Here is a 24232-nt window from a genome sequence, read left to right as displayed (position 1 = left end):
ACCGCGCACTTGTGAATCTGTTACTGCTGTTTCAGCGAAACGCGATGGGCTCGAACTGCTTCCCATCGCGCGAGGACGTCAGGTGATGGGGGAACACCGTCCAGAGCCTGTCCCCGGCGACGACGAGCCGGGGGACGCCGGGGGCGGGGGAGGGGAGCTTCACGGCGACGGCCCGGTCCTTCTCCAGCCGGAGCACCTGCTGCCCGACGCTGACGAACAGGCGGTTCTTGAAGAAGGCGATGGAGTGGATGCCATCCTTGGGCAGCGCGAGCTTCCGGGCCTTGCCCTTCCGGGGCAGGTACCAGGCGTGCTCGTCGGTGTGCAGGTAGACGCCCTGCTCGGGGGCCGCGCACAGGGCTCGGACGGGGGCTCGGGTGGGCTGGAGCTGGGCCAGCGCGCCGTCCTCGAGTACGAACACGCCATCGTCGCCGAAGGCGTAGAGCGTGCCGTCGTGGGAGAAGAGGCGGTGGAGACCGGACTGCTCGTCGCCGAGCAGCTCCAGGCTCAGGTTCTTTCCCTCGGGCACCAGCCGTCCCAGGCCGGTCTTCTCGCAGAGTCCGTAGAGGACGCCGTCATGGACCGCCGCGTCCACGAGGTTGAGACCGCCGGGGCCGCTGACCTCCTTCACCTTCCAGCCCTTGCCGCCGCCGTCGAATGCGAGCGCGGAGACGCCGAAGGCGGACAGGCCCCAGGGGGCGCCGAGGTCCCGCAGGACGGGCGCCACGTAGCCGTAGGGCAGGGCCTTGGGCAGCTTCGCGCGGGTCCAGGTCTTGCCGTCGTGGATGAGCAGGCGGTTGAAGTCGACGTCGTAGGAGAGCCCGTTCGCCTCGAGCTCGTCCTCGTCGATGTCCATGTGGATCTGCTCCAGCCACACGCGGTCATCCCACGGCTGGTTCCATTTGATGCTCTTGTCGAAGTCCCACAGGTCGTCGCCCGCGGTGTCGCCGTGGTCGGAGTCCGGGTGCGGCGTGCCCGCGAGCACCATCACCGTCCCGTCCGAGGTGACGTGCACGTCCGCGAACACCTGGGCCGTCGTGTACACGTCCGGCGTGGCCTGCTTGGTGGCAGAGGACTCCTTCGCCTTCGAGGCCTGCTTCGCGTTCGAGGCCCCCTTCGCGTTCGAGGTCTTCTTCTCGGTGGGCGCCTTGCCCTTGGCGTCCGGCTTCGCGCCCGACAGCACTTCCAGCTCCCGCACCAGCGCCTTGTCACCCAGCTTCTTGGCGCGCTCCAGGAGCGACTTGCCGCCGACCTTCACGTCCAGGTTGGCGCCGAGCGCGCGGAGCGCTAGCAGTCGACCCACGCGGCAGGGCGTGGTGACGGGACCCTTCAGCTCGGCGGACACATCCCAGTCGCCGACATGAAGCATCCCCTGCGCGAGGTCCTTCGCGCGCTGTCCCTTGGCCGTCCGCGGCTTGCGAGCGCGGAGCCACTCGAGGAATCCCTCGTCCGCGAAGGCGCCCTCCAGCCCCCGGAACGCGGAGGCATGGTCATCCGGATGGAAGGGTGAGGGGCGCGGGTTCTCGGCCACCCAGTCCAGCAGCACCTGATAGGCATCCGGCTTGCCCTTGCGCGCGCGGTGGATGGCCTTCCACGCCATCACGCCGCGCTCGGCCCGCCGCTGCTCGGGGCGGTCCGCATCCAGCGACTGGCTCTCGGCCAGCAACTCCTCCGCCTGCTTCAGCCGCGCGGGCGTGGGGTCCGTGCGAAGGATGTTCTCCGCCTGCTGCGCCAGCGCGAGCGCGCGAGCACGGTGCGCCACCGTGTCGCCTCCATCCGCCTTCACCTTCTTCGTCAGCTCGAGGATGCGCCCACGCACCGCGCGCTGCGGCTCCTGGAGCCTGCTCTGCCACTCACCAGGCGAATGGTCCCGGTCTCGCTCGTAGGCCCAGTTCAGCGCATGCAGGGCCTCCAGGTGGTCGGGCTGCGCGGTGAGGACCTGCTGGAGCAGCGCCTTCGCCGTGCCGAAGCTCCGGGGGTACTGGTCGAGCAGCTTGTCGGCGCGGGCGAAGAGCGAGTCGACGTCGGAGGCACGGAGCTTGGGCATGGGGGCGTGCATAGCACCCTCCCGGCACGTCCGCGCTCCTCAGTGCGGCGCGGCGGCGCTGTCGCTGGGGACTGGCGCGCTCGTGTTCCGGCTCACGCGGGGGAAGAACAGCCCCGACACGAACGCCGCCACCGAGAAGGCGCAGATGAGCCAGAAGTTGATGTTCAACCCCGCGGTGAGCGCCCCGCTCAGCGACTTGAGCATCGCCTCCGGGATGGCCGCGTGCCCCCGCTCGGGCCCCAGCAGCGCGTTGGCGGCCGACAGCGGCACCGACGGGTCCTTCATCAACTGCGACACCATCACCCCGCCCATCAACCCCACGCCCAGCACGCCGCCGATGGTGCGGAAGAACATGTTGCTCGCCGTGGCCACGCCCCGCAGCTCCCAGCCCACGCTGGTCTGCACCGCGATGAGCAGCGCGGTGGACGCGAAGCCCAGCCCCACCCCGAACAGCGCCATGGCCACCTGGAGCGCGATGAGCGACGCGCCCTGGACGAGCAGCAGCGTCATCAGCACCGTGCCCACCATCGTCAGCCCCAGCCCCCCGACGATGAGCGGCCGGAAGCCCGTGCGCAGAAGCAGCTTGCCCGCGAACACCGAGGCCAGCGGCCAGCCGACAATCATCGGAGTAATCATCCCGCCCGCCACCGTGGGCGAGCTGCCCAGCACCGCCTGCACGTACAGCGGCACGTACGTGGTGGCCCCGAACATCGCCGCGGAGAACAGCGCCCCGGCCACCGAGGAGATGGCGATGGCGGGCGACTGGAAGATGCTCATCGGGATGACCGGCGCGGGCGCACGGCGCTCCACCGCGACGAACGCCCACAACAGCCCCAGCGCCACCGGCAGCGCCCACAGGTTCATCCCCAGGCCCTGCACCCCGACGAGCAGCGCCACCACGCCCGCGCACAAGAGCGCCGCGCCCGCGTAGTCCAACTGCTGCGGCTTTCGCTCCACCTGCTCGTGGAAGAACGCCACCACCAGCGCGAACGTCAGCACGCCCACCGGCACGTTGATGAAGAAGATCCAATGCCAGCTCAGGTACTTCACGATGAGCCCGCCCGTGACAGGCCCCACCAGCCCCGCCACGCCCCACACCGCGCTGAACGCGCCCTGCACCCGCGCGCGCTCCTGCATCGTGTACAAATCCCCGATGATGGTCAGCGCCACCGGCTGGATGGCGCCCGCCCCCAGGCCCTGCAACGTCCGGAAGGCGATGAGCAGCCCCATCGACGTCGCCAGCCCGCTGGCGATGGAGCCCACCAGGAACAGGCCGATTCCGAACAGCAGCACCGGCTTGCGACCGTACAGGTCCGCCAGCTTCCCGTAGATGGGGACGGTGATGGTGGACGCCAGCATGTACGCGGTGAAGACCCACGCGTAGCGCTGGATGCCACCCAGCTCGCCCACCACCGTGGGCATCGCGGTGGAGACGACGGTGACCTCCAGCGCCGCCATGAAGAGGCTCGTCGCGAGCGCCAGGGTCGTCAGGGGACGGTGAGTCTTTCGCATGATGTCGGGCGGGGTGGGGTCGCCCACTTCTAATGGCCACCTCCCACAGACGCCAGCGTCAATCTTTTCGGGTACTTGGGAAATCGTGGAAAAGCCCGGGGAGCGTGTCGATCCGAGCCTTGCTCGTTCGTCGCGAAAAAAGAGTGGCGAGTGGCGCGCTCGGTCCATGGCCCGGGGGGGCCTTCAGGAGAGGTCGGACCGAGCGCGCGCCACTCCTTCGAGGAGCTTTATGAAGAAGACACCCGGAGTCCTGTTGGCGGTCATCGTCCTGGGCTTGTTCGTGGCCATCAGTCGCAGGCCGGACACCTTCCGCGTCGAGCGCACGGCCCACATCCAGGCTCCCGCCGAGCTCGTCTTCACGCTGGTCAACGACTTCCGCTCCTGGGAGCAGTGGTCGCCGTGGTGGAAGCTGGAGCCCACGCAGCAGGTCTCCCTGACGGGCGCTGCCTGGGGCGTGGGGGCCGTCTACGAGTGGCGGGGCCAGCGCACCGGCTCCGGGCGGATGGAAATCGTGGAGAGCCGCCCGCACGAATACGTCCGCATCCGGGTCGACTTCCTGGAGCCCATGCGCGCCACCAACACCACCGAGTACACGCTGACGCCCGCGCCGGGCGGGGTGGCGCTCACCTGGGTGATGGCCGGTGAGAACACCTTCGCGGGCAAGGCGCTCCAGCTCTTCTCCAGCATGGACGAGGTGATGGGGCGCGACTTCGAGCGGGGCCTGGCCGACATCAAGCTCGTGGCCGAGTCCCTCCGGGGCGCCGCGAGGCCCTCCGTGGGCGACGCGGGCTTCCGCGGCGACAGCGACTCGCGGGACGCCGCGCTCGACGTCGTCGTCACCCGGCAGCGTCAGAACCACGAATAACGTGTATTTGTTATCAGGCGGAGACGGCTCCGAGGACGGCCGCGGCGCCGTGACACATGGGACACGCAACCTTGGGGGCTCCTGGCCGATACTGAATCTGGATTTCTCCAGACAACGGCCGAGACATGTCACCCCGGATTCCCCCACCGAGCCGTCCCGCTGCCTCCTCCACGTCCTCGCAGGCCCGCTCCTCGGAGTCCGAGGCACAGCCGCCCCAGGCCGCGGCCCGCCCTGGTGGCGCGGGTGCGCGCGGACCTGGGGTGAAGGACTTCTTCGACGACGCCCGCCAGAAGCGCAACGCGGAGGCGAAGCGCGCGCCCACCCAGGCCTCGCAGGTGGACCACGGGCCGGTGGCCCGGGCCTTCTCGCGCAAGGACGGCAGCCTGCTGGCGACGCCGCTGGTGCCCAGCGCGGCGACGGTGCCCACCCAGGCCTCCAGCCGTCCGGGCATGGGCGCCATCCCCTACGACGGCGGCACGACGTTCCGCGTGTGGGCGCCCAACGCGCAGCGGGTGCAGGTGGCCGGCGACTTCAGCAACTGGCAGTCGGTGGAGCTGCAGCGCGAGCCCAGCGGCAACTTCTCGCTCGACGTGCCCGGCGCGAAGGCGGGCGACCAGTACCAGTACGTGGTGCAGGGCAAGTACGGCGACTGGCGCTGGAAGGGAGACCCGCGCGCCAACGACGTGACGAACTCCACGGGCAACTCCGTCGTCGTGGACCACAAGGCCTACGAGTGGAAGCACGACTGGGAGTTCAAGATGCCGCCCTGGAACGAGGCGGTCATCTACGAGATGCACGTGGGCACGTTCAACGACGAGCCCGGCTGGGGCCCCGGCAACTGGCAGAGCGCCATCGACAAGCTGGACCACCTGAAGGAGCTGGGCATCAACGTGGTGGAGCTGATGCCGTCGGCCGAGTTCGCCGCGGACTTCTCCTGGGGCTACAACCCGGCCTTCCCCAACGCGCCGGAGAGCGCGTACGGCACGCCGGATGACCTGAAGCGCTTCGTCGACGAGGCGCACAAGCGCGGCATCGGCGTGGTGATGGACGTCGTCTACAACCACCTGGGGCCCAGTGATTTGCCCCACTGGGACTTCGACGGCGAGACGTACGGCAAGGGCGGCAGCTACTTCTACACGGACTGGCGCGCCAAGACGCCCTGGGGCGACACGCGCCCGGACTACGGCCGCCACGAGGTGCGCGACTACCTGCGCGACAACGCGATGATGTGGCTGCGCGACTACCACATGGACGGGTTGCGCCTGGACGCCACCAAGGAGATCCGCCAGGCCAGCGGCGCGAACAACCCCGAGGGCTGGCAGCTGCTGCGCGACATCAACGAGGCGGTCAACCGCGAGTTCCCGCAGAAGATCATCATCGCGGAGGACCTGGGCAACGAGGCGGGCCTCACGCACCCGGACGGCGCCAACTTCGACACGCAGTGGGATTCCAACTTCGTGCACCCCATCCGCGCGGCGCTGACGGCCCCGTCCGATGCGGCCCGGGACATGAACGCCGTCGCCGACGCCATCCGCTTCAAGTACAACGGCAGCGCCAACCAGCGCGTCATCTACACGGAGAGCCACGACGAGGTGGCCAACGGCAAGCAGCGGCTGCCCAGCGAGGTGGGCGGCTGGGACGCGGGCGGCTACCACGCCAAGAAGAGCTCCATCCTCGGCGCCGCGCTCACCATGACGAGCCCCGGCATCCCGATGCTCTTCCAGGGCCAGGAGTTCCTCGAGGACGGCCACTTCCAGGACGGAGATCCGCTCGACTGGAAGAAGAAGGAGACGTACGCCGGCATCAACCAGGCGTACACGGACCTCATCAAGCTGCGCCGCAACTGGAACGACAACACGGCGGGGCTGCGCGGTGAGCACGTCAACGTCCACCACGTGAACAACCACGACAAGGTCGTGGCCTTCCACCGCTGGGACAAGGGCGGCGCGGGCGACGACACCATCGTCATCGTCAACTTCGGCGGCAAACACCTGTCCGACTACGAGCTGGGCCTGCCCTCCGACGGCACGTGGAAGGTGCGCTACAACAGCGACTGGAAGGGCTACTCCGACAACTTCGGCAACGCGCAGAGCTTCGACGTGGGCGGCCGCTGGACTGGCAAGGACGGCCTGCCCGCCAGCGGCAGCCTCAACAACCTGGGGCCCTACAGCGTCGTCATCCTGTCGAAGGACAAGTAGCCCCCGCCCCGCTTCGGACGCGGTGGGGACTGACCCGGGCCCCTGTCGCTTGAAGGACAGGGGCTCGCCCCCCGTGGACAATGTCGTGTGCGGCGGCCATCCGGCACAACGGCCGGCATGGCCAGAAACACGATGGTGGTGGTGGCGCGCCCGGAGTGGGTTGCGGGCGGCAGTCCCTGGTGGTCGACCTTCAAGGTGACGCTGCTCAACCTGTCGGACGAGGCGGTGGTCAACCCCGCCATCGGCTTCCGGGTGGCGCCCGACCAGGTGGTGCAGAACAACTACGGCCTCGTGTGGCGGCGTCACGGCGACACGCTGACGGGCACGCTGGTGGCCGAGCGCCAGACCATTGCTCCGCGCGCGTCCCAGGAGTTCCGCCTGTCCATCCGGACGGAAGGGGTGCACCGGGGCGCGCTCCCCTCCTGCTTCACCGTGGACGGCGAGCCCGCGGACCCGCCGCGGGATGTCGAGCCGCCCTCGTCTCCCCGGCGCGTGCGCGCGACGCTCGTGGGCTCGCGGCTGCTCACGCTGGGCTGGGACGCGTCCACCGACAACGTGGCCGTCGCGGGCTACCAGGTGACGTACTCGAGCGTGGACCGGGAGGAGTCTCGGACGCTCACGTGCACGAGGCCTTCCATCACCCTCACCGGCCTGACGCCTCGCACCGAGTACCTGGTGTCGGTGGCGGCGTATGACTTGTCCGACAACCTGTCGAAGCTCACGCCTCCGGTGATGGTGCGCACGGCGGCGCCGTCGCCGGACGCGGGAGATTGGGACGTGCCCCGCGCGCCCTTCCTGGACCTGGTGTCCGCGCCCCGGCCCGTCGTGTCGGAGCTGGCGCGGGCGTGCGGGCTGGATGGCGTCATGCTCGGCGGGCTGGGCGTGCGCGCGGGCGGCGCGCGGAAGGTGACGTGGGGCGGACACCTGCGGCTGGTGGACGCGGTGGACGGGCGCTCCCACGAGGCGGAGGCCTCCGTCTCCGACTACGGCAAGGAGGACCTGGAGGCGTTCCGACGAAGCGGGGGCAGGGTGGTGCTGTCCTTCGGCGGCGGCGCCGGGCTGATGCCACTGGAGGTCGAGGAGACGGATGTGGCCCGCCTCGTCGCCACCTACGCGGCCATCCTCCGCAACTACCAGGTCCGTCACCTCGACTTCGCCTTCGACAGCGCGTTCCTCCACGATGACGTGGGCCTGGAGCGCCACGTCGCGGCCATGTCGCAGCTCCTGCTGGTGTGTCCGTCGCTGAAGCTGTCGTACTCGCTGCCGGCGGATGGCGCGCCGGGGGCGCTCGCGGGCTTCAACGACGCCGGAGTGCGCCTGCTCCAGCGGCTGTCCTTGGCGGGAATCGAGCCGTCGCTCGTCAACGGCCTCCTGCTGGAGCTCGGACCGACGGCGCCCGTGGACACCTTCGAGTGCTGTGCCCAGGCGCTCCACGGCATGCACGCGCACCTGTCCGCCGCCTTCCCGCGCTGGGACACGGACAAGGTCTGGCGACGCCTGGGCGCCAGCCCCCTGTTCGGCGGACACCCCAACGGCCGCGACTTCACCCTGGAGCATCAGCGCAGGCTGGTGGCGCTCGCCCACGCGCTGCGCCTGGGCTGCCTCTCCGGCCGCGCGGGTGCCCGGGACACGGGCCTGTCCTTCTCACGGTGCATCGCCACCTACCTGCCGGGCGCGACCGCCACACCCGCGCTCACCTCGTGAGCCCCTCCTCGAAGTACGACGCGCGTCGTTGACAACATACGATTCGAGTCGTACTTTGGGGACATGACGACAGAAGCCATTCCCACGGAAGTGGAGCTCGCCATCCTGGGCGTGCTCTGGAAGCGCGGGCCCTGCACCGTGCGGGACGTGCACGAGGCGCTGGGGCGCGAGGACGGCAAGAGCGCCGGCTACACCACCACGCTCAAGCAGCTGCAGGTGATGGCGGCCAAGGGGCTGGTGAGCCGTGACGAGAGCGCCCGCAGCCACGTGTACGCGGCGAGCATCGGTGAGGCGCGCACCAAGCGCCAACTGGTGAAGGACCTGCTGGAGCGCGTCTTCGGTGGCGCGTCGGGCGAGCTCGCGGTGCAGGCGCTGTCGCTCAAGCCCGCGTCGAAGGAGGAGCTCGAGGACCTGCGCCAGCTGCTGGACGAGGGCAAGGGGGGCAAGCGATGAGCCCGACCTGGCTGATGGAGGAGGGGGCCCGGGCGCTCACGGTGTGGCTGGCCCAGGGTGTGTGGCAGGCGAGCCTCGTCGCGCTGCTCGCGGCGGCGGCGCTGTGGCTCTTGCGCGGGCGCTCGGCGCGGGCCCGCTACGCGGTGGGGTGTCTGGCGTTGGCGGCCCTGGTGCTCGCGCCGGTGGGCTCGCTGCTGCTGTCGTCCCCGGAGGCCGCGCGGGGGGAGTCGGCCTCGCGCGCCGTCGAGGTGGCCCCGTCCGGGCTCGAGGGGGCGCGGACGGAGGCTCCGCCCGCGGGTGAGCGCGTGTTCGTTCCCCAGGCGGCGGCATCCGGTGACGTCCTCGGACCGTGGCCCCGGGTGCTCGGCGGGCTCTGGGTCCTGGGCGCGTGCGTGGGGCTGGCGCGGCTGCTGGTGGGCGGCTGGCGCACGTCGCGGCGGCTGGTGCGGCCGGCGACGCCCGTGTCCTCGGCGCTGAGCCAGACGGTGTCGCGCGTCTCGGAGCGGCTGGGGCTGCGGCGCGCGGTGCGCACGCTCGAGTCCCCGCTCGCGCCGTCCCCGCTGGTGGTGGGCGTGGTGCGTCCGGTGCTGGTGCTGCCGCAGGGGGTGGGGGAGCGCCTGTCGTCCGCGCAGCTGGAGTCGGTGCTGGCGCATGAGCTGGCCCACGTGCGTCGTCACGACACCGCCGTCAACCTCCTGCAGTGCCTGGTGGAGACGCTGTTCTTCTTCCACCCGGCGGCGCGGTGGCTGTCCGCGCAGGTGCGGCTGGAGCGCGAGCACTGCTGTGACGACGTGGCGGTGGGCTTCTGCGGCAACGTGCGGCTGTACTCGGGCGCGCTGCTGGGGCTGGAGGAGCTGCGGCAGTCGGGGCCGGCGCTGGTGCTCGGCGCGGGCAGCCATCCGCTGGCGGCGCGGGTGCGTCGGCTGCTGGGGCGCGCGCCCGTGGAGCCGTCGCGCGGCGGGGGCTGGGCCCGGCGCGTGGGCAGCGCCCTGGGGGTGCTGGCCGTCTCCTGCGCGGCCTGGGCGTGGGAGGCTCCGGCGAGCCCGCCCCGTGACGGCAAGGGCATGCTCGCGGCGGGGATGTGCTCGCGCCCTGTGTACCCGAAGGACTTCACCGCCATCGCCACCCACGTGAATGGGGACCGCACGCTGCGCCACCGGCTCTTCGTCTCGCGCTGCGGTCGCATCCGGCTGGAGGACGCCACGGGCGCGTCCGTGTACACGCTCCTCTTCGACGTGGGCACGGGCGAGAGCGCGATGCTGAATGCCCGCGAGCACACCTACGAGACGCACTGGGACGCGCAGGAGCCGGGCCTCCCGCTGCACCTGCCCGGGGGCTGCTCGTCACGGGGCCCCGGCTGCGAGCGTCAGGCGGAGGAGGCGGTGGCGGGACGTCGCGCCCAGCGTTGGCATCGCGTGCACTCGGCCCATGACACCGTGACGCGGTGGCTGGACCTGGAGCTGGGCTACCCCATCCGCGAGGAGTCCGAGCTGTTCGGCACCCTGACGCTGTCGGACATCCGGCTGGTGGAGCACGGCGCCGCGCTCTTCACCCTCCCGAGCGACTACCGGGCGGAGCCAGCGCCGTAGCGGCGCCTCAGGGCGCGGGCTTCGCGGTGGGGCCCACCTTGGCGAGCAGCGCCTCGCGGGGAATCCTCAGCGTGAAGGTGGAGCCGCGCCCCAGCTCGCTCTCCACGTCGATGGTTCCCGCGTGCGCCTCGACGATCTGGTGGGTGATGAAGAGCCCCAGGCCCATGCCGCCGTAGTTGCGCTCGGACACCGCGCGCACGAAGCGCTCGAAGATGCGGCGCTGATGGGTGGGGGCGATGCCGATGCCCTCGTCCCGCACGGTGATGACGGCGTCCGTGTCCGCCACCCTCGCGCTCACGTGGATGGGCTTGCCCGCGCCGTACTTGATGGCGTTGGTGACCAGGTTCGTCACGGCCTGCTCCAGCCGCCGCCGGTCCCACGTGCCCTCGATGGGCCCGGCGACGTCCACGTCCAGCCGGCAGCCCGCGACGTGGGCCTGGGGCGCGTAGCGGACGGCGATGTCCCGCAGGAGCGCGGACAGGTCCATGCGCTCGGGCTCCACCGTGAGCCGGCCCACGTTGATGCGCGAGACATCCAGCAGGTCATCGATGAGGTCCGCCAGCTTGCGCACCTGGCCGCTCGCCGACGCCAGCTCGCGCGACAGCCTGCCGTCCGCCAGGAGCGCCTGGGGATTCGTCTCCGCGATGCGCCGCATGGCGGTGAGCTTCAGCTGCAGCGGCGTCAGCGGCGTCTTCAGCTCATGCGAGGCCACGGAGAGGAACTCGTCGCGCGCCCGCAGGGCCTCGCGCAGCCGCTCCAGCTCCCGCGTCTCCTCGGCGTGCTTGCGCTGGGTGAAGTCCCGCGTCACCTTGCCGAAGCCCCGCAGCTCCCCGCTCTCGTCGAACAGGGCGGTGATGACCACGTTGGCCCAGAACCGGGTGCCGTCCTTGCGCACGCGCCAGCCCTCGTCCTCGAAGCGGCCCAGCCGGATGGCGGACTCCAGCTCCCAGGCGGGCTTGCCCCAGGCGATGTCCTCGGGGGGATAGAAGCGGCTGAAGTGCTGGCCCAGGATTTCGTCGGCCCGGTAGCCCTTGATGCGCTCGGCGCCCAGGTTCCAGCTCGCGATGTGGCCCTCCACGTCCAGCGTGAGGATGGCGTAGTCGGACACGCTCGCGATGAGCAGCCGGAGCTGGTCCTCCGTGTCCCGCCCGGCGCGGTCCCTCCGCGAATAGGTGATGACCCCGTCGTTCGAGTTCAGAAGGTGGTCGTGGTTGTCGCCCAAGGTGCCCTCTTCCAGCCGCCTAGGAGAACACGTCAGTGTCGACACGCAAGCGTCCAGCCCATCCTTTCGTCCAGTAGACGAAGGCGTCCCCCTCCTGGCAGGGCGGTGGATGGACCGGAGGCCCCCTCGCCCGCCCCGCGCGAGCAGGCGAGGAAGCACCCGGAGCGAAGCGGCCCCCTTCAGGCCGAGGCGTCCTCGCCGAAAGCCCGCTCGACCAGGGCCTTCAACGGCGCGTGGGCGGGCAGCGTCCCGAAGCAGGCGCCGTGGGCGCCGCCCAGCCGCGTCTCGCAGAAGGTGTCGGCGACCTGACTGTTGCCGGCCCGCAGCAGCAGCGAGGCCTGGAGCGCCAGGGCCAGCCGCTCCACGACGAAGCGCGAGCGGCCCTCCAGCGTGGCCGTGTCCGCGAAGTCCTTGGAGATGCGGGCCAGCTCCGCGTCGAACGCGGGGTGACCTCCCTGCGCCGCCATCAGCTCCTGGAACAGGGCCTCGCGGCTGGCCGGCTCACGGGTGGCCGCGCGCAGCACGTCCAGGCACTGGATGTTGCCGCTGCCCTCCCAGATGGAGTTGAGGGGCGCCTGGCGGTAGAGCCGGGGCAGGTTGGACTCCTCGACGTAGCCGGCGCCGCCCAGGCACTCCTGGGCCTCGTTGACGAAGATGGGCGCGCGCTTGCACACCCAGTACTTGCCCACCGCGGTGGCCATGCGGGCGAAGGCCGCCTCGCGCTCGTCGCGGGGCCCTGCGTCCACGGCCCGGGCCACGCGCGCCGTCAGCACCGTGTGCGCCTCCGACTCGAGCGCCAGGTCCGCCAGCACGTTGAGCATCAGCGGCTGGTCGACGAGCCTGCGGCCGAACGCCTTGCGGTGGCGCGTGTGGTGGATGGCCTGCACCAGCGCCTGTCGCATCAGGCTGCTGGAGCCAATCATGCAGTCCTGCCGGGTGAGGGCCACCATCTCCAGGATGGTCGCCACGCCGCGGCCCTCCTCGCCCACCATCCACGCCACCGCGCCCTGGAACTCCACCTCCGAGCTGGCGTTGCTCCAGTCGCCCAGCTTGTCCTTGAGCCGCTGGATGCGGATGGCGTTGCGCTCGCCGTCCGGCGTGAAGCGCGGCAGGAGGAAGCACGACAGGCCGCCCTCGGCCTGGGCGAGAACGAAGAAGGCGTCGCTCATGGGCGCGGAGAAGAAGAACTTGTGCCCCACCAGCGAGTACGGATTGCCGGGCCCCTTCTCGCCCAGGCGGTGGGCGCGCGTGGTGTTGCTGCGCACGTCGGAGCCGCCCTGCTTCTCCGTCATGCCCATGCCGATGGTGACGCCCGTCTTCTTCTCGGACGGGATGAAGCGCGGGTCGTACGACGGCGCGGTGACGAGCGGCAGCCACTTCTGGGAGAGGCCCGCGTGGTGGCGGAAGGTGGGCACACACGCGTACGTCATCGTCAGCGGACAGCTGGTGCCCTGGTCCGCCTGGTTGTGCAGATAGGACAGCGCCATGCGCGCCACGTGCGCCCCGGGCGTCTGCTCGTGACGCCAGGCGAAGTTGGGGATGCCGTGGGTGATGGCCGCCTCCATGATGCGGTGGTAGGCGGGATGGAACTCCACCTCGTCCAGCCGGTGGCCATAGCGGTCGAAGGGCTTGAACTTCGGCTTGTTCTCGTTGGCGAGGAAGCCCTGCTGCATCAATTCGCCGCCCACCAGCGGGCCGTACTTCGCGATGTCCGCCTCCGCCCAGCCGCCACCCTCGCGGTGGATGGCCTCCCGCAGGGGCAGGTCGGTCTTCCAGGCGTCGTACACCAGGGGCGGCGCCTGATTGGTGACTTCATGGGTGGCGAAGGTGGGCGCGAGGGGGGCTGAAGAACTCATGGGGGAAGGATAGGCGAGCGCCCCAGGTCGGGCGAGCGCAACCTCCAGGGCGACCCCCCACCCGAAGTGGAGGCCGGGGCCCGGGACGCTCAGTAGGTCAGCGTCATCACCACCGTGTCCGAGTAGGCCCCCGCGACCGCGGCCTGGCCGGCGGGAATCCGCCCGTAGAGGGTGAGGGTGACCTCCACGGCGTTCACGGGGAACACCGGCCCGTAGCGCGAGGTGCCGAGCGTGCCGTTGCCCCAGACGAGCAGGCGGGTGGCGTCCAGGTAGAGGTTGTAGTTGAGCCTGTTGCCCGAGGGGCCCTGGAGCCGGCGGTTGAGGAAGTCGCTGCCGCTCCCGGTGCTCAGATCGATGGTGACGGGCTGGAACTGCGGCTGGCCGTCGCAGCGGTAGACGATGGCGCCCGTGGCATCCCGGGGGAGCGTGGCCGTGGGTGTGTACACGCCGAAGTTGGGGGCTGTCGCGGAGCGGATCTGACAGACGGCGCCGGCGTCCACGGGCCCCAGCCCTCCCACCGCCGCGACGAGGAGCGCGACCCCGCGCGCCTTCGTGTACGAACCCCTCATCCCTCCTCCCGTCCCCGCGAACGACGCGGTCGCCCGGGCATGAGTGGGACGTGGAGGGGCGCGCCGCAACGTCCGCGAGGGACTCCGGCGCTCGGGCGCGAAAGCCGCCGCGTCAGAAGGTCATCGTCATCACGAGCGTGTCGGAGTAGGCGCCCGCCGGGACGGTCTGCTGCGCGGGGATGCGCCCGTAGATGGGCACCGTGACGTCGATGGCGAGCACGGGGATGACCGGCCCGTAGCGCGAGGTCCCCGACACGCCGTTGCCCCAGACGAGCTGCCGGGTCGCGTCCACGTAGAGGTTGTACTCGAGCGTATTGGAGGTGGGGCCTCTCATGCGCCGGTTCGTGAGGTTGCCCGAGTGCCCCGGGCCCAGGTCGATGGTCATCGGCGTGAGCTGCAGCAGGCACAGGTAGGTGATGCTCCCCACGGTGTCCAGCGGGAGCGGGGACGTGGGGTTGTAGTTGGCGAAGTTCAGTCCCACCGCGCTCCGAATCTGACACGCCGCCCATGCCTGCCCGGGTGCGAGCCAACACAGCCCCGTCAGCGCGAGCCCCCACGACCCCAGGGCATCACTTCGACGACTCATCCACACACCCCACGGTTCCCAGGTCGATGACCTGGCCCGCGAGGGATGGGACCTCCAGTGTCGCGGCGCATCGTCCACCGGGGTGGGTGACGTGTGCCACGTGGCGTCCGGGTGGGATTCCCACCAGTTCGAACTCACCATGCCAGCCGATGGGCGAGCTGTAGCGCTGGCCGTCCACCACGAGCTCGAGCTCGCCGTGCGCGGGCGCGGCGCGTCCACCCTCGAGCACCAACGTGCCCCGGAAGGCGCGCACCGAGTCCACCTGGAAGTCGAGCACCACGCCGCCCCGTCGCCACGGCGCCACCAGCTTCTCCGTGGTGCGCACGTACACCTCCAGGGGGAGGTCCCCGTCGGTGAGCGACAGCCGGTTGGCGCCGTACGCCTGCAGCCGCGTCACCATCAGCTCACCGCGCGAGTCCGTATGGCCGATGAGGTGGTTGTCCAACCGCACGCCCACGCCCTCCACGCCCTCCACGCGCACCAGCGCGTAGCCCTGGTCCACCGCGCGCGTGGCGTGGATGCGCCCGCCCAGGGCCACCAGGCCGCCGGACACCTCGGCGGCGCCCACCAGCACGCCCTGGCGCCACTCCGCGCCGCCCGCATAGCGGCCCACGTCCGTCTCGTACTCGACGCGCGCGAGCGCCCGGTCCTGCCGCCCCGCCTGCGCCTGGACCTGGAAGCCCAGGCCGCCCTCGAGCGGGATTCCCCGCGACAGGTCCACCGCCGTGTCGCCGCCGCGCTGTCCCTGCGTGTGACCCACCGTGCCCGAGGTCCTCGCATCCAGGATGGCCGTCAGGTGCACCATGCCCTCCAGCGCCGAGGGGCCGCGGGACTCCTGGTTGCGGCTGGCCGAGAAGGAGAGCATGGCCCGGTCCATCACCTGGGCGGACGTGGACGCGCCCAGCCACGTCGTCCACCCGCGGCCCTTCCAGCGCGTCACCGCGGCCTGTCCCCCCAGGCTCACGCGGCTGCCCAGCGCCACGAAGAGCGAGCCCCCCGCCTCCAGCCTCGGGTGCGCCCCCGGCGCCCGGCTCGCGTTGGCGTAGTGGGGGCTGAGCGCCCGCGTGAAGAGCGAGCCCCCCGCCCACCGGCCCTGGAGCGAGTAGCCCAGGCCGGCCGCGAGCCCCGTGCGCCGCTCGCTGACGCTCAGCGCCTGCGACACCTCCAGCTCCCCCAGCGGCAGCTGCAGCCACTGCACCGCGCCCGTGCTGACCAGGTCCGGCGACAGCTCCAGCCGCACGCCCGGCGTCAGCCACGACGTGGCGCCCATCCGGAAGTGGCCCAGCATCAGCGGCCGGCCGTAGTCGAAGCTCTCCGTGGCCAGCGACTCGCGCTCGACGCCGAGCGACAGCTGGTAGTCGGCCACCCCCGGCGCGAGCAGCTGCGCGCCCAGCGAGTACGCGGCGCTGACCTCGCGCGTGCGGCCGAAGGCGTCGCGCACCACGTAGCGCGCGGTGCCCTCGCCGCGCGGCACGGCCAGGTTCTCCAGCCGGTAGGGGCCCGGCGGCAGCTCGCTGCGGCTCACCAGGCGGTTGTTGACGTACACCTCCAGCGTCGACGGCGTGGTGACGTCTCCGGCCAGGTCCTGCACCGGGTTGCGCACGAAGTAGGGGTTGAGCTCGAACGAGCGCAGCACGTGCGCGCCCGCCACCACCGCGCCGCCTCCCAGCACGCCCCCGTAGCCCGTGGCCTCGCCGGCGATGGCTCGCAGCATGTGCTCGGGGAAGTCCACGGTGAGCTGGCTCAGCCCCCGCAGGGGCGTGGCGCCCGGGTTCCAGCGCGCCTGGGTGGTGAGGAGCACGCGGCCCAGCGACGCGCCCGTCTCGCCGAACAGCGACACGCGCGCGTTGCGGGCATGGGCCGCGTAGTTGACGAACGCGCTGGGGCTGCCCGTCAGCGCGTAGCCGGGCGGCGCCGCGGGGCTCAGGTTCACCCGCGTGGTGGCGAAGGTCCAGGCGGGCAGCTCGCACACCAGCTCCGTGGTGCGCTCGTCCAGGTGGAAGCGCGCGCCCAGCGACTGGAGCGAGACGTAGTCCTGTCCCTCGATGCGCTCCACGCCCGCGCCCAGCCTCCCCACGTCGACGCCCGCGGCCTCCAGCGCCACGACGGGCATCAGCACGTCCTCGCCCCGCGGCCTGGGGAAGACATCACCCCGGGGGACACCGTTGAGCGTCAGCCCGACGACGATGGGCGCCTGGACGGTGGCGGGCTCCACCGCGCGCGCACGTCCCCCGTGCAGCGCCAGCATCAGCGCCAGCGCCGCCCACGAACACCTCGCTGTCGCACGGCTCATGGGACGGTGGGCGCCACGCAGGGGACGGAGGCCTTCACCGGCGAGGACTGGCGGAACACGCCCTGGTCCGTCTCCACCTCCACTTCCAGCGAGCGGATGCGCTGGCACTGCTCCGCCGGCGTCTCCAGGGCGAAGACGCGCGAGCCGCCCGACAGCACGTACCAGCCGGGCTCCTCCTTCTCCACCAGCCGCTGGCCCTTCTCATCCAGCCCGCGCACGCGCGCCTGGCGGATGAAGAAGCTGACGGTGCCCGGGTTCTTCACCCGGAAGTGGAACCGCGACTGGCGCAGGTCCACCTCCTCCACGCGGGCCTGGAGGTCCTTGTGCTGGGGCGCGACGAACACCGGCACCGAGACGCGGGTGAGGATCTTCAGGCCCATGCTCGGTGGCACCGGGCCGAAGGGTGGCAATTCCTCCACGATGAGCCGGAAGGTGCGCTCGGTGTCCCGGGGAGCCGAGGAGATGCCCACCCGGATGGGGCGGGACTCCCCCGGCTCCAACGTCAACATCGACGGGAAGAAGAACACCTCCTGCGTCGGCTCGAGGCTCATGCGCCCGGTCTCGTCCTGGGTCCACGTGTGCATGGACGCCTGGAAGCGCGTGGTCTCGTCGCCCAGGTTCTTCACCGTCACCACCACTCCTCGGGCGCCACCGACGAGCTCCAGGCGCACGGGGTTGACCTCGACGGAGGCGGCGAGCCCCGGGACGGGCAGCGCGAGGAGCCACAACGCCCACCAGCGCAGGTGGCGGGCCCAGGAAGACAGACGCGGATGCATGGTGCCTCGGGTGGCTCAGAAGGTGATGGTGGCGACGACGGTGTCGCTGTAGGTGCCGGACGGGACGACCTGCCCGCGCGCCACCGTGCCGTAGACAATCACCGGCGTGGACAGGCCCGTGCCGATGTACGGCAGGCCCGTGCCCGCGGTGTTGCCCCACACCACCAGGCGCGCCAGGTCCTGGTAGAGGTCGTAGGCCAGGTAGTCATTGGAGTTGGTGTTGCGCATGCGACGGCGCGGCACCGCGTCCGTCGAGCCCGTGGCGGCGTGGGTGCCCTGGCCCAGCGTCACCACGGCGGTGCCCAGCAGGGTGCACTGCACCGTCAAGGTGCCGGTGCCCAAGAGGTCGATGCCGCCCGCGGAGTTGATGACCACCGGGTCGTAGTTGCCGAAGTTGAGCGTGCCGGAGTTGATGGTGCACGCGGACGCGACGGTGGCCGTCACGGTGAGGTTGGCGGTGGCCGTGGCGGCGTCGGCGCTCGTGGCGGTGAAGAGGGCGGCGGCGGCGGTGGCGGCGGCGAGGGTGCCTTGAATGGCTTTCATGTGAATGGCTCCAGCGGCGGACGGGGGAATCCCTTCCGTGGCGTCTGGCCATTGCAGACTGGGCGCCAACGCCCGTGGCGCCAAGGCGGCCAGGCGTGGGGCGCCTCGCACTTCACGCTCGCGGCGTGGAGTGCATGGCACTGCCGGCCCCGCGGGGCCGCGGACTTTCCACCGCCTGTCGTCCGCCGGGGCGAGGGAACCCCGGGCGCGCCTCGGGTCGCCCGGGTGTGCGGGCCCGGAGGGTGGGCGGGTTTCCCTCTCGGGCCCGCCGCTTTCCCTCCCGGGCCCCACGGGGACTCAGGGCTGGAAGGCTTCCTTCACGGCATCCAGGGGAGGATTGGCGCCGGTGGAGGGATTGGTGCAGCCCTGGTTGAGGGTCCAGATGATGGTGCCGCCGAAGCCGTTGGCGCGGGCCCACGCTCCCTTGGCGGCGATGGCCTGCGGCGAGTCATACGAAATCCACCGCACGGTGCCGTCCACGACGGGGCGGGTGAAGGTGACGTAGCTGGACTGGGCCGCCGCGTCCCAGCGGTAGGTGCCGCTGGCGGACAGCTGGAGGATGCGCGCGTAGGTGAAGTCGTTGTCGCTGCCCACGTAGTCGGACCAGTCGGTGTAGGGCTGGTAGGGGCCGGTGATGTTGCGCCAGGCCATGCCGTAGAAGGGCATGCCCATGCCCAGCTTCGCCTTGGGCAGCCCCGCCGCCACCCAGGCGTTGAGGCTGGAGGACACCGACGTCGGATGCGTGCCGGACTCGCCCGTCAGCGCGGAGCTGTACCACGAATCCCAACCGCCCCACGGGCCGGTCATCTCGTACGTCATGACATTCATCTGGTCCATGTAGGGCACCAGGTTGGTGAACCACGGGTCCGCGTCCTCGGGGAAGTTGGCGTTCACCCAGTTGATGGGGATGGTCATCAGCATGTTGGGCCGCGCCGCGCGCAGCTCCCGCACCAGTGCCAGCAGGTTGGGCTTGTCCTCCGGCTCGATGGGCTCCCAGTCGATGTCCAGGCCGTCGTAGCCGAAGCTGTCCATGGCGGCGAGGAGGTTGCTGACGAAGCGGGCGCGGTTGGCATTGGAGGCGGCGCCCACCCAGCCGTCGTGCTCTCCGGAGCCGCCCACCATGATGAGCGCCTTGCGGCCCGCGGCGTGCGCCCGCGTGGACAGCGTGCGGGCGATGGCCGGCCCGTTGTCGTTGTCGAACTGGGTGTTCACCGTGCCGTCGGGGTTGGGCGTGACGCGGCCGACCAGGATGTGCGTCAGGGCGCTGAAGTCCACCTTCTCCGGGGGGTACAGGTCCGCGTTCCAGCCGGTGTAATAGCCGGACACCCACAGCCCGCCGCCGGGCGCGGCGCTGACGGTGACGGTGGCCTCGGCGGACCGGCTGGGGTCCGCGAGGCTCTGGGCCACCACGTGGTACGTCCCGGGCGTGGCGGGCGCGGTGTAGACGCCCGCCTGGGTGACGGCGCCGCCGGCGCTGCCCTCGCGCACGCTCCAGAGCACCTGGGTGTTGGTGGTGCCCGTCACCGTGGCGACGAAGGTGCTGGTGCCGCCTGGGGGCAGGGTGACGGCGGGCGGCGAGACGCTGACCTGCACGGGCGCGGGCCCGTCCGAGTCCTCCAGGCGCACCTCGTCGAAGTAGAGCGTGGGCAGCGCCACCCCGCGCGTCTCCTGGAGCACCAGGCCCTTCATGCGCGAGCCGACGGAGAGCAGGGCCGACAGCGGCACCCGGCACGTCACCCAGGTGTTGGCGCGGATGCGGCCCCCGGTGCAGCGGGCGCCCAGGGGCGTGCCCGGCGTGAGCACGTTCTCCTGGAAGGCGCGCACCTGCACCGCCGCGGACTCTCCGCCCGTGCCGCCGTGCACGCGCAGGACCAGGGTGTCGGTGGCCGCCACCACCCGGGGCTCCGTCTGGAAGAACAGGCCTTCATTCGCTCGCATCGTCACGGAGATGGAGTGTCGTCCTCCGGAGACGGGCGAGGTGTTCGTCAGCGAGTGTGGCGCCCAGGAGAAGTCCTGCCACGGCGCCACCATGCCATCCAGGTATATCCAGCTCGTGATGGCCAGCCCCTGCTCCTGGGGGACCTCCGCCCTCGGCTCCTGCGCGTGTGTCTCCCAGGCCGACAGCAGCACCACGGCCATGGCCATCCATCCCACCCAGCGTTTCATGTATTCTCCTCTCGGGGCATGTCGGGCACCGCGCTCAGCCGCGGCGTCGCACGGGCCATGGGCCCCGGTGGCGGTCCGAGATGGACGGGCCACGGGAGGCAAGCTGGGTGAAGAGCCCCCGGCAGCAAACCCCGCCCCCAGTCCCAGACGGCGGCCGTGAGACGACATTCACGCGGCGACTGGGACAATGAATGGCGTCAATCCCTTACAGCAGGCGCCCCTCGTCTGGGATTTCAGCCGCGCTCTGTCGGCTCCAGGGGTGGTGATTCGGACCCGGCTTGCCCACGGCGCCCCGACGTGGGTGGGGCCGGGTGGTCATGGCGCCTGTCGGCCGGTTGGCCCTAGCATCCTCGGGCGAGCCGCGACCGGGACACACGAGGAATCGCTGGGGGTGGGGCGCACATGAGCAAGTGGGGCTTGGGCGCGTCGCCGGAGGCGACCGATGATTTGCTCTCCACGGGTTGTCTCGTGGAGGGCTTCCGGGTGCTGCGGCTGCTCGGCGAGGGCGCGTCGGGGCGTGTCTACCTGGCGCAGGACCTGTCCTTGGGGCGCCACGTCGCGCTCAAGCTCCTGCGGCCGGAGCTGCTCGGTCCTCCTGGCGCGGAGCGGATGTTGGAGGAGGCGCGCACCACGGCCCGCTTCAACCACCCCCACATCGTCACGGTGCACGCCGCGGGCGTGTTCAAGGGGCAGCCCTACCTCGCGCTGGAGTACCTGGAGGGGCAGACGCTGCGGGAGCGGATGTCGCGCGAGCGGCTGTCGCCCGGGGAGGTGCTGCGAATCGGGCGGGCCATCGCGGACGCGCTCGCGGAGGCGCATCGCCACGACATCATCCACGCGGACCTCAAGCCGGAGAACGTCTTCCTGCCGAGGGATGGGCGCCTGCGCGTGGTGGACTTCGGGCTCGCCCGGCACGCGGGCACCACCGCGCAGGCCGCGTCGGGGACGCCCGCGTACATGTCCCCCGAGCGCTGGCGGGGCGCGCCTCCGTCGCCGGCGATGGATGTGTGGTCGCTGGGGGTGATTCTGCACGAGCTGCTGGAGGGGAAGCGGCCGGTGGAGGACGCGCACCTGGCGTCGTTCGCGTTCCAGCCACGTCCGCTCCCGGGGCCGGCGCCGCATCTGCACGGGGCCTCGCTCTTCAAGGACTGCCTGGCGCTCGTGCCCGAGGCGCGGCCCACGGCGCGGGCCCTGGAGCAGGCCCTCACGCAATGGCTGGAGCCGGTGCGCGCCGCGCCGGGGGAAGGGGAGGAGGGCGCGAGGGCGCCGTTCCATGGGCTGCGCTCGTTCGCCGAGGACGAGGCGGAGGACTTCTCGGGACGGGAGGTGGAGGTGGGGGCGCTCGTCGAGCGGCTGCGTCAGGACGCGCCCGTGGTGCTGGTGGGGCCGTCCGGCATCGGCAAGAGCTCGCTGTTGCACGCGGGCGTGGTGCCCCGGCTGCGGCAGATGGCGCGCTGGGAGGTGGTGTCGCTGCGCCCGGGCGCGCGTCCGCTCGCGAGGCTGGTGGAGGTGCTCGGGCTGGAGCGGGAGCTGGCCGAGACGTTGTCCGTGACTCCGGGGGCGCTCGTGGGGCTGCTGCAGGCACGCGCCCCGGGGCCCGCGCTCCTGGCGGTGGATGCGTTCGAGGAGGTCTTCACGCTGGGGGCGCCGGAGGACGCGGTGGCGCTGGCGCGGTGTCTCGCCGCGGTGGCCTCGGCGGGCATCGGTTGGCGGGTGCTGGTGGTGCTCCGCGACGACTACCTGGGGCACTTCGCGCGCGTGGAGCACCTGGGGGGCTTCCTCGGCCATGCCTTCGTGGTGGGGCCGTTGTCGCCCGGGGCGTTGACGGAGGCCGTCACCGGGCCGCTGCGGCGCGTGGGGTATGCGCTGGAGGACGGGCTGGTCGAGCGCATCGTCGCGGATGTCCGGGCCCAGCCGGTGGGGCTGCCGCTCCTGCAGGCCACGTGCGCGGCGCTCTGGGAGCGCAGGGCGCGGGGGCCCCGGTTGCTGCGGACGAGCGTCTACGAGGAGCTGGGCGGCGTGGCGGGGGCGCTGGCGGCGCAGGGGCGGCAGCTGCTCGGGCAGCTGTCGGCGCGGGACATCCACACGGCGCGGCTGTTGCTGCTGGAGCTGCTCACGCCCGAGGGGACCCGGAGGCCCCGGCTGCGCGAGGAGCTGTTGGAGACGCTGGGGGCGGGGGCGAAGCCGGTGTTGGACGCGCTGCTGACGCACCGGCTGGTGGCCTCGCGGGACGTGAAGACGGACGGGGCGCTGGTGGAGCTGGCGCACGAGGCGCTGGCCACGGCGTGGCCGGAGCTGGCGCGCTGGCGGCAGGAGTCGCGGGACGAGCATCAGCTGGTCAGCGAAATCGACCAGGCCTCGGAGCTGTGGGACCGGCGGGGGCGCAGGGACGAGGAGACGTGGGGCGGGAGCGCGCTGGACCAGGCGTTGCGTCGTCTGTCGGAGGGGCAGGTGCCGTTGGTGAGTCGCTCCCGGGCGTTCTTGGAGGCGGGGAGGCGGCGCGAGCAGGGGCGGCTGCGCAGACGGCGGCTGGGGTTCGTCGCGGGAGGGTTGTTGCTGGTGCTCGCGACGGGCATCGGGACGGCGGTGGTGCTCGCGTTCCAGCAGAGCCAGCGGGAGGCGACGCGGCGGCAGCGGGAGATGGAGCTGATGTCCCTGGACCAGGGGGACTTCGACCTCGTGCTGGAGCTCTTCGACTACGACGCGGGCGCGCTCGCGTGGACGCGGGTGCCCGTCACCGAGCCGCTCCGGTGGAGCCTCGCGCCCGCGGAGGCTGGAGGCGAGGGGCCCGCGTATGACGACACGCGGCTGACGCGCCATCCGGGACAGGTGGATGGGGAGGGGGCCTGGCGGGAGCGGGTGCAGGCGCCCTCGAGGGCGGCGTGGCTCACGGTGTGGCGTGGGGCATGTCCGCCCTCTCGGGTGCGGCTGCTGCGATTGCCGGGGTATGCGCAGCGGGCTCGGCGCGAGGCGCTGAGGCTGCCGGTGCCCACGTGCGCCGCGTCGCGGGCCGGGCAGGTGCCCGTTCCGGCGGGGTGGTACTGGCGTCCGGAGGTGAGGCCCGAGCAGGAGGTCCGGGTCCACGTCGACGCGTTCTCGATGGACCGGACGGAGGTGACGAACGCGCAGTTCCAGCTCTTCGAGGAGCACATCCTTCCCCGAGTGGGCGGCCAGCGGGAGGTGCCCCCGAAGCATCCGAAGTATGCCCATGCGGCGGAGGCGTCCCGCCCCGTCTCGGCCATCGACGCGGAGGTGGCCGAGGCGTTCTGCCATTTCCTGGGCAAGGCGTTGCCCACGTATGAGGAGTGGTCGAAGGCAGGGCGCGGCGGTGAGTTCCTGGACGCGGACGGGCGTGTGCCCAATCCCATGCCCCGGCGACAGACGGTGTGGGGTGATGACAGGCGTGTGCCGCCGGCCAACCTGAATGGCGAGGATGTGTTTCCGACGCTCGCGCCCGTGGAGTCGTTCCCAGAGGACTTGGGCCCCTACGGCATGGTCGACCTCGCGGGCAACGTGGCGGAGTGGACCGCGACCGATGCGACGGAAGGGGACTTCCCGGGCCACCGCATGGTGGCGGGGGGGCGTTGGGACGCGCCCCCGGAGGTGCTGCACCACCGGCTGGTCTGGGCCAATTACCAGTCACCCCGACGCTTCGAGTTCGGCATCGGCGTGCGCTGCGTGGAGCGGCGCCCATGAGCGCGCCTGTCCACTCGAATTGACAAGGCAGGGGAGGCGCGTCAAAGCGCGTTGACACCTTCCTCGGCACGGATGCCCATTCTCACTCTGGGCCAGTGACTGGCGTGTCTCCTGCAATACAGACAGGAGTCATGTACTACCTCTGGCTCCTCAGTGTTGT

16 protein-coding genes are annotated in these 24232 nt (G+C 71.5%); 6 read left to right on the top strand and 10 right to left on the bottom strand.

The features are described 5' to 3' along the window. Nucleotides 1–31: 31 nt before the first annotated feature. Together OWM54_RS10975 and OWM54_RS10970 are read right to left on the bottom strand one after the other, a co-directional pair. Nucleotides 32–2044: a hypothetical protein gene (locus OWM54_RS10975; protein WP_267697468.1), complete on the bottom strand. Its 2013-nt coding sequence runs from the start codon at nucleotides 2042–2044 to the stop codon at nucleotides 32–34. A 39-nt stretch (nucleotides 2045–2083) separates the two neighbouring features. After that, nucleotides 2084–3556, bottom strand: a complete 1473-nt coding sequence (locus OWM54_RS10970; RefSeq protein ID WP_267697467.1) for an MDR family MFS transporter — start codon at nucleotides 3554–3556, stop codon at nucleotides 2084–2086. Nucleotides 3557–3785: 229 nt separating this feature from the next. On the opposite strand from OWM54_RS10970, the gene OWM54_RS10965 reads away from it, so the two are divergent. The 5 genes from OWM54_RS10965 (at nucleotide 3786) to OWM54_RS10945 (ending at nucleotide 10365) form a co-directional block, all read left to right on the top strand. Beyond that, entirely contained in the window at nucleotides 3786–4421 is a 636-nt protein-coding gene (locus OWM54_RS10965) for an SRPBCC family protein (RefSeq protein ID WP_267697466.1), read from the top strand. A 125-nt stretch (nucleotides 4422–4546) separates the two neighbouring features. Further along, entirely contained in the window at nucleotides 4547–6619 is a 2073-nt protein-coding gene (locus OWM54_RS10960) for an alpha-amylase family glycosyl hydrolase (protein WP_267697465.1), read from the top strand. A 117-nt stretch (nucleotides 6620–6736) separates the two neighbouring features. Further along, the gene (locus OWM54_RS10955) at nucleotides 6737–8323 is read left to right on the top strand and encodes a fibronectin type III domain-containing protein (RefSeq protein ID WP_267697464.1); all 1587 of its coding nucleotides are present in this window, start codon (nucleotides 6737–6739) and stop codon (nucleotides 8321–8323) included. Nucleotides 8324–8386: 63 nt separating this feature from the next. Then, a complete protein-coding gene (locus tag OWM54_RS10950) occupies nucleotides 8387–8776 on the top strand; it encodes a BlaI/MecI/CopY family transcriptional regulator (protein ID WP_267697463.1) in 390 nt (129 codons plus the stop codon). After that, nucleotides 8773–10365: a M56 family metallopeptidase gene (locus OWM54_RS10945; RefSeq protein ID WP_267697462.1), complete on the top strand. Its 1593-nt coding sequence runs from the start codon at nucleotides 8773–8775 to the stop codon at nucleotides 10363–10365. The genes OWM54_RS10950 and OWM54_RS10945 overlap by 4 nt, the downstream gene beginning before the upstream one ends. 7 nt (nucleotides 10366–10372) lie before the next feature. Here OWM54_RS10945 and OWM54_RS10940 read toward each other — a convergent pair whose 3' ends face one another. The 8 genes from OWM54_RS10940 to OWM54_RS10905 all read right to left on the bottom strand — a co-directional run bounded on the left by OWM54_RS10940 (nucleotide 10373) and on the right by OWM54_RS10905 (nucleotide 20376). Continuing rightward, a complete protein-coding gene (locus OWM54_RS10940) occupies nucleotides 10373–11587 on the bottom strand; it encodes a PAS domain-containing sensor histidine kinase (protein ID WP_267697461.1) in 1215 nt (404 codons plus the stop codon). 179 nt (nucleotides 11588–11766) lie between these two features. After that, on the bottom strand, nucleotides 11767–13443 hold the full coding sequence (locus tag OWM54_RS10935) for an isovaleryl-CoA dehydrogenase (protein ID WP_223747974.1): 1677 nt from the start codon (nucleotides 13441–13443) through the stop codon (nucleotides 11767–11769). A gap of 89 nt (nucleotides 13444–13532) precedes the next feature. Beyond that, a complete protein-coding gene (locus OWM54_RS10930; RefSeq protein WP_267697459.1) occupies nucleotides 13533–14012 on the bottom strand; it encodes a spore coat U domain-containing protein in 480 nt (159 codons plus the stop codon). A 112-nt stretch (nucleotides 14013–14124) separates the two neighbouring features. After that, nucleotides 14125–14598, bottom strand: coding sequence for a spore coat U domain-containing protein (locus tag OWM54_RS10925; protein WP_267697457.1), 474 nt, complete (start codon nucleotides 14596–14598; stop codon nucleotides 14125–14127). Next, on the bottom strand, nucleotides 14582–16891 hold the full coding sequence (locus OWM54_RS10920) for a fimbria/pilus outer membrane usher protein (protein ID WP_267697456.1): 2310 nt from the start codon (nucleotides 16889–16891) through the stop codon (nucleotides 14582–14584). The genes OWM54_RS10925 and OWM54_RS10920 overlap by 17 nt, the downstream gene beginning before the upstream one ends. Beyond that, the gene (locus tag OWM54_RS10915; RefSeq protein ID WP_223747978.1) at nucleotides 16888–17667 is read right to left on the bottom strand and encodes a molecular chaperone; all 780 of its coding nucleotides are present in this window, start codon (nucleotides 17665–17667) and stop codon (nucleotides 16888–16890) included. Before OWM54_RS10915 ends, OWM54_RS10920 begins: the two co-directional genes overlap by 4 nt. A 15-nt stretch (nucleotides 17668–17682) precedes the next feature. Then, entirely contained in the window at nucleotides 17683–18210 is a 528-nt protein-coding gene (pru, locus tag OWM54_RS10910) for a fruiting body spore coat protein U (protein ID WP_223747979.1), read from the bottom strand. Nucleotides 18211–18507: 297 nt separating this feature from the next. Further along, nucleotides 18508–20376, bottom strand: a complete 1869-nt coding sequence (locus tag OWM54_RS10905) for a glycosyl hydrolase family 18 protein (RefSeq protein ID WP_223784600.1) — start codon at nucleotides 20374–20376, stop codon at nucleotides 18508–18510. Between the two features lie 402 nt (nucleotides 20377–20778). On the opposite strand from OWM54_RS10905, the gene OWM54_RS10900 reads away from it, so the two are divergent. Then, complete coding sequence (locus OWM54_RS10900) at nucleotides 20779–24072, top strand: bifunctional serine/threonine-protein kinase/formylglycine-generating enzyme family protein (RefSeq protein WP_267697455.1); 3294 nt, start codon at nucleotides 20779–20781, stop codon at nucleotides 24070–24072. The last annotated feature ends 160 nt before the right edge of the window (nucleotides 24073–24232 follow it).

The organism is Myxococcus sp. MISCRS1, assembly GCF_026626605.1.
GTDB lineage: Bacteria > Myxococcota > Myxococcia > Myxococcales > Myxococcaceae > Myxococcus > Myxococcus fulvus.
This window is presented reverse-complemented; position numbering and strand designations above follow the sequence as displayed.

What these genes read in the sequence shown, in the direction of transcription:
- OWM54_RS10920 (WP_267697456.1), bottom strand. Translation starts at nt 16,891, where the DNA reads ATGAGCCGTGCGACAGCGAGGTGTTCGTGGGCGGCGCTGGCGCTGATG.
- OWM54_RS10950 (WP_267697463.1), top strand. Translation starts at nt 8,387, where the DNA reads ATGACGACAGAAGCCATTCCCACGGAAGTGGAGCTCGCCATCCTGGGC.
- OWM54_RS10945 (WP_267697462.1), top strand. Translation starts at nt 8,773, where the DNA reads ATGAGCCCGACCTGGCTGATGGAGGAGGGGGCCCGGGCGCTCACGGTG.
- OWM54_RS10965 (WP_267697466.1), top strand. Translation starts at nt 3,786, where the DNA reads ATGAAGAAGACACCCGGAGTCCTGTTGGCGGTCATCGTCCTGGGCTTG.
- OWM54_RS10925 (WP_267697457.1), bottom strand. Translation starts at nt 14,598, where the DNA reads ATGAGTCGTCGAAGTGATGCCCTGGGGTCGTGGGGGCTCGCGCTGACG.
- OWM54_RS10970 (WP_267697467.1), bottom strand. Translation starts at nt 3,556, where the DNA reads ATGCGAAAGACTCACCGTCCCCTGACGACCCTGGCGCTCGCGACGAGC.
- OWM54_RS10900 (WP_267697455.1), top strand. Translation starts at nt 20,779, where the DNA reads ATGAGCAAGTGGGGCTTGGGCGCGTCGCCGGAGGCGACCGATGATTTG.
- OWM54_RS10915 (WP_223747978.1), bottom strand. Translation starts at nt 17,667, where the DNA reads ATGCATCCGCGTCTGTCTTCCTGGGCCCGCCACCTGCGCTGGTGGGCG.
- OWM54_RS10955 (WP_267697464.1), top strand. Translation starts at nt 6,737, where the DNA reads ATGGCCAGAAACACGATGGTGGTGGTGGCGCGCCCGGAGTGGGTTGCG.
- pru (WP_223747979.1), bottom strand. Translation starts at nt 18,210, where the DNA reads ATGAAAGCCATTCAAGGCACCCTCGCCGCCGCCACCGCCGCCGCCGCC.
- OWM54_RS10935 (WP_223747974.1), bottom strand. Translation starts at nt 13,443, where the DNA reads ATGAGTTCTTCAGCCCCCCTCGCGCCCACCTTCGCCACCCATGAAGTC.
- OWM54_RS10930 (WP_267697459.1), bottom strand. Translation starts at nt 14,012, where the DNA reads ATGAGGGGTTCGTACACGAAGGCGCGCGGGGTCGCGCTCCTCGTCGCG.
- OWM54_RS10905 (WP_223784600.1), bottom strand. Translation starts at nt 20,376, where the DNA reads ATGAAACGCTGGGTGGGATGGATGGCCATGGCCGTGGTGCTGCTGTCG.
- OWM54_RS10975 (WP_267697468.1), bottom strand. Translation starts at nt 2,044, where the DNA reads ATGCCCAAGCTCCGTGCCTCCGACGTCGACTCGCTCTTCGCCCGCGCC.
- OWM54_RS10960 (WP_267697465.1), top strand. Translation starts at nt 4,547, where the DNA reads ATGTCACCCCGGATTCCCCCACCGAGCCGTCCCGCTGCCTCCTCCACG.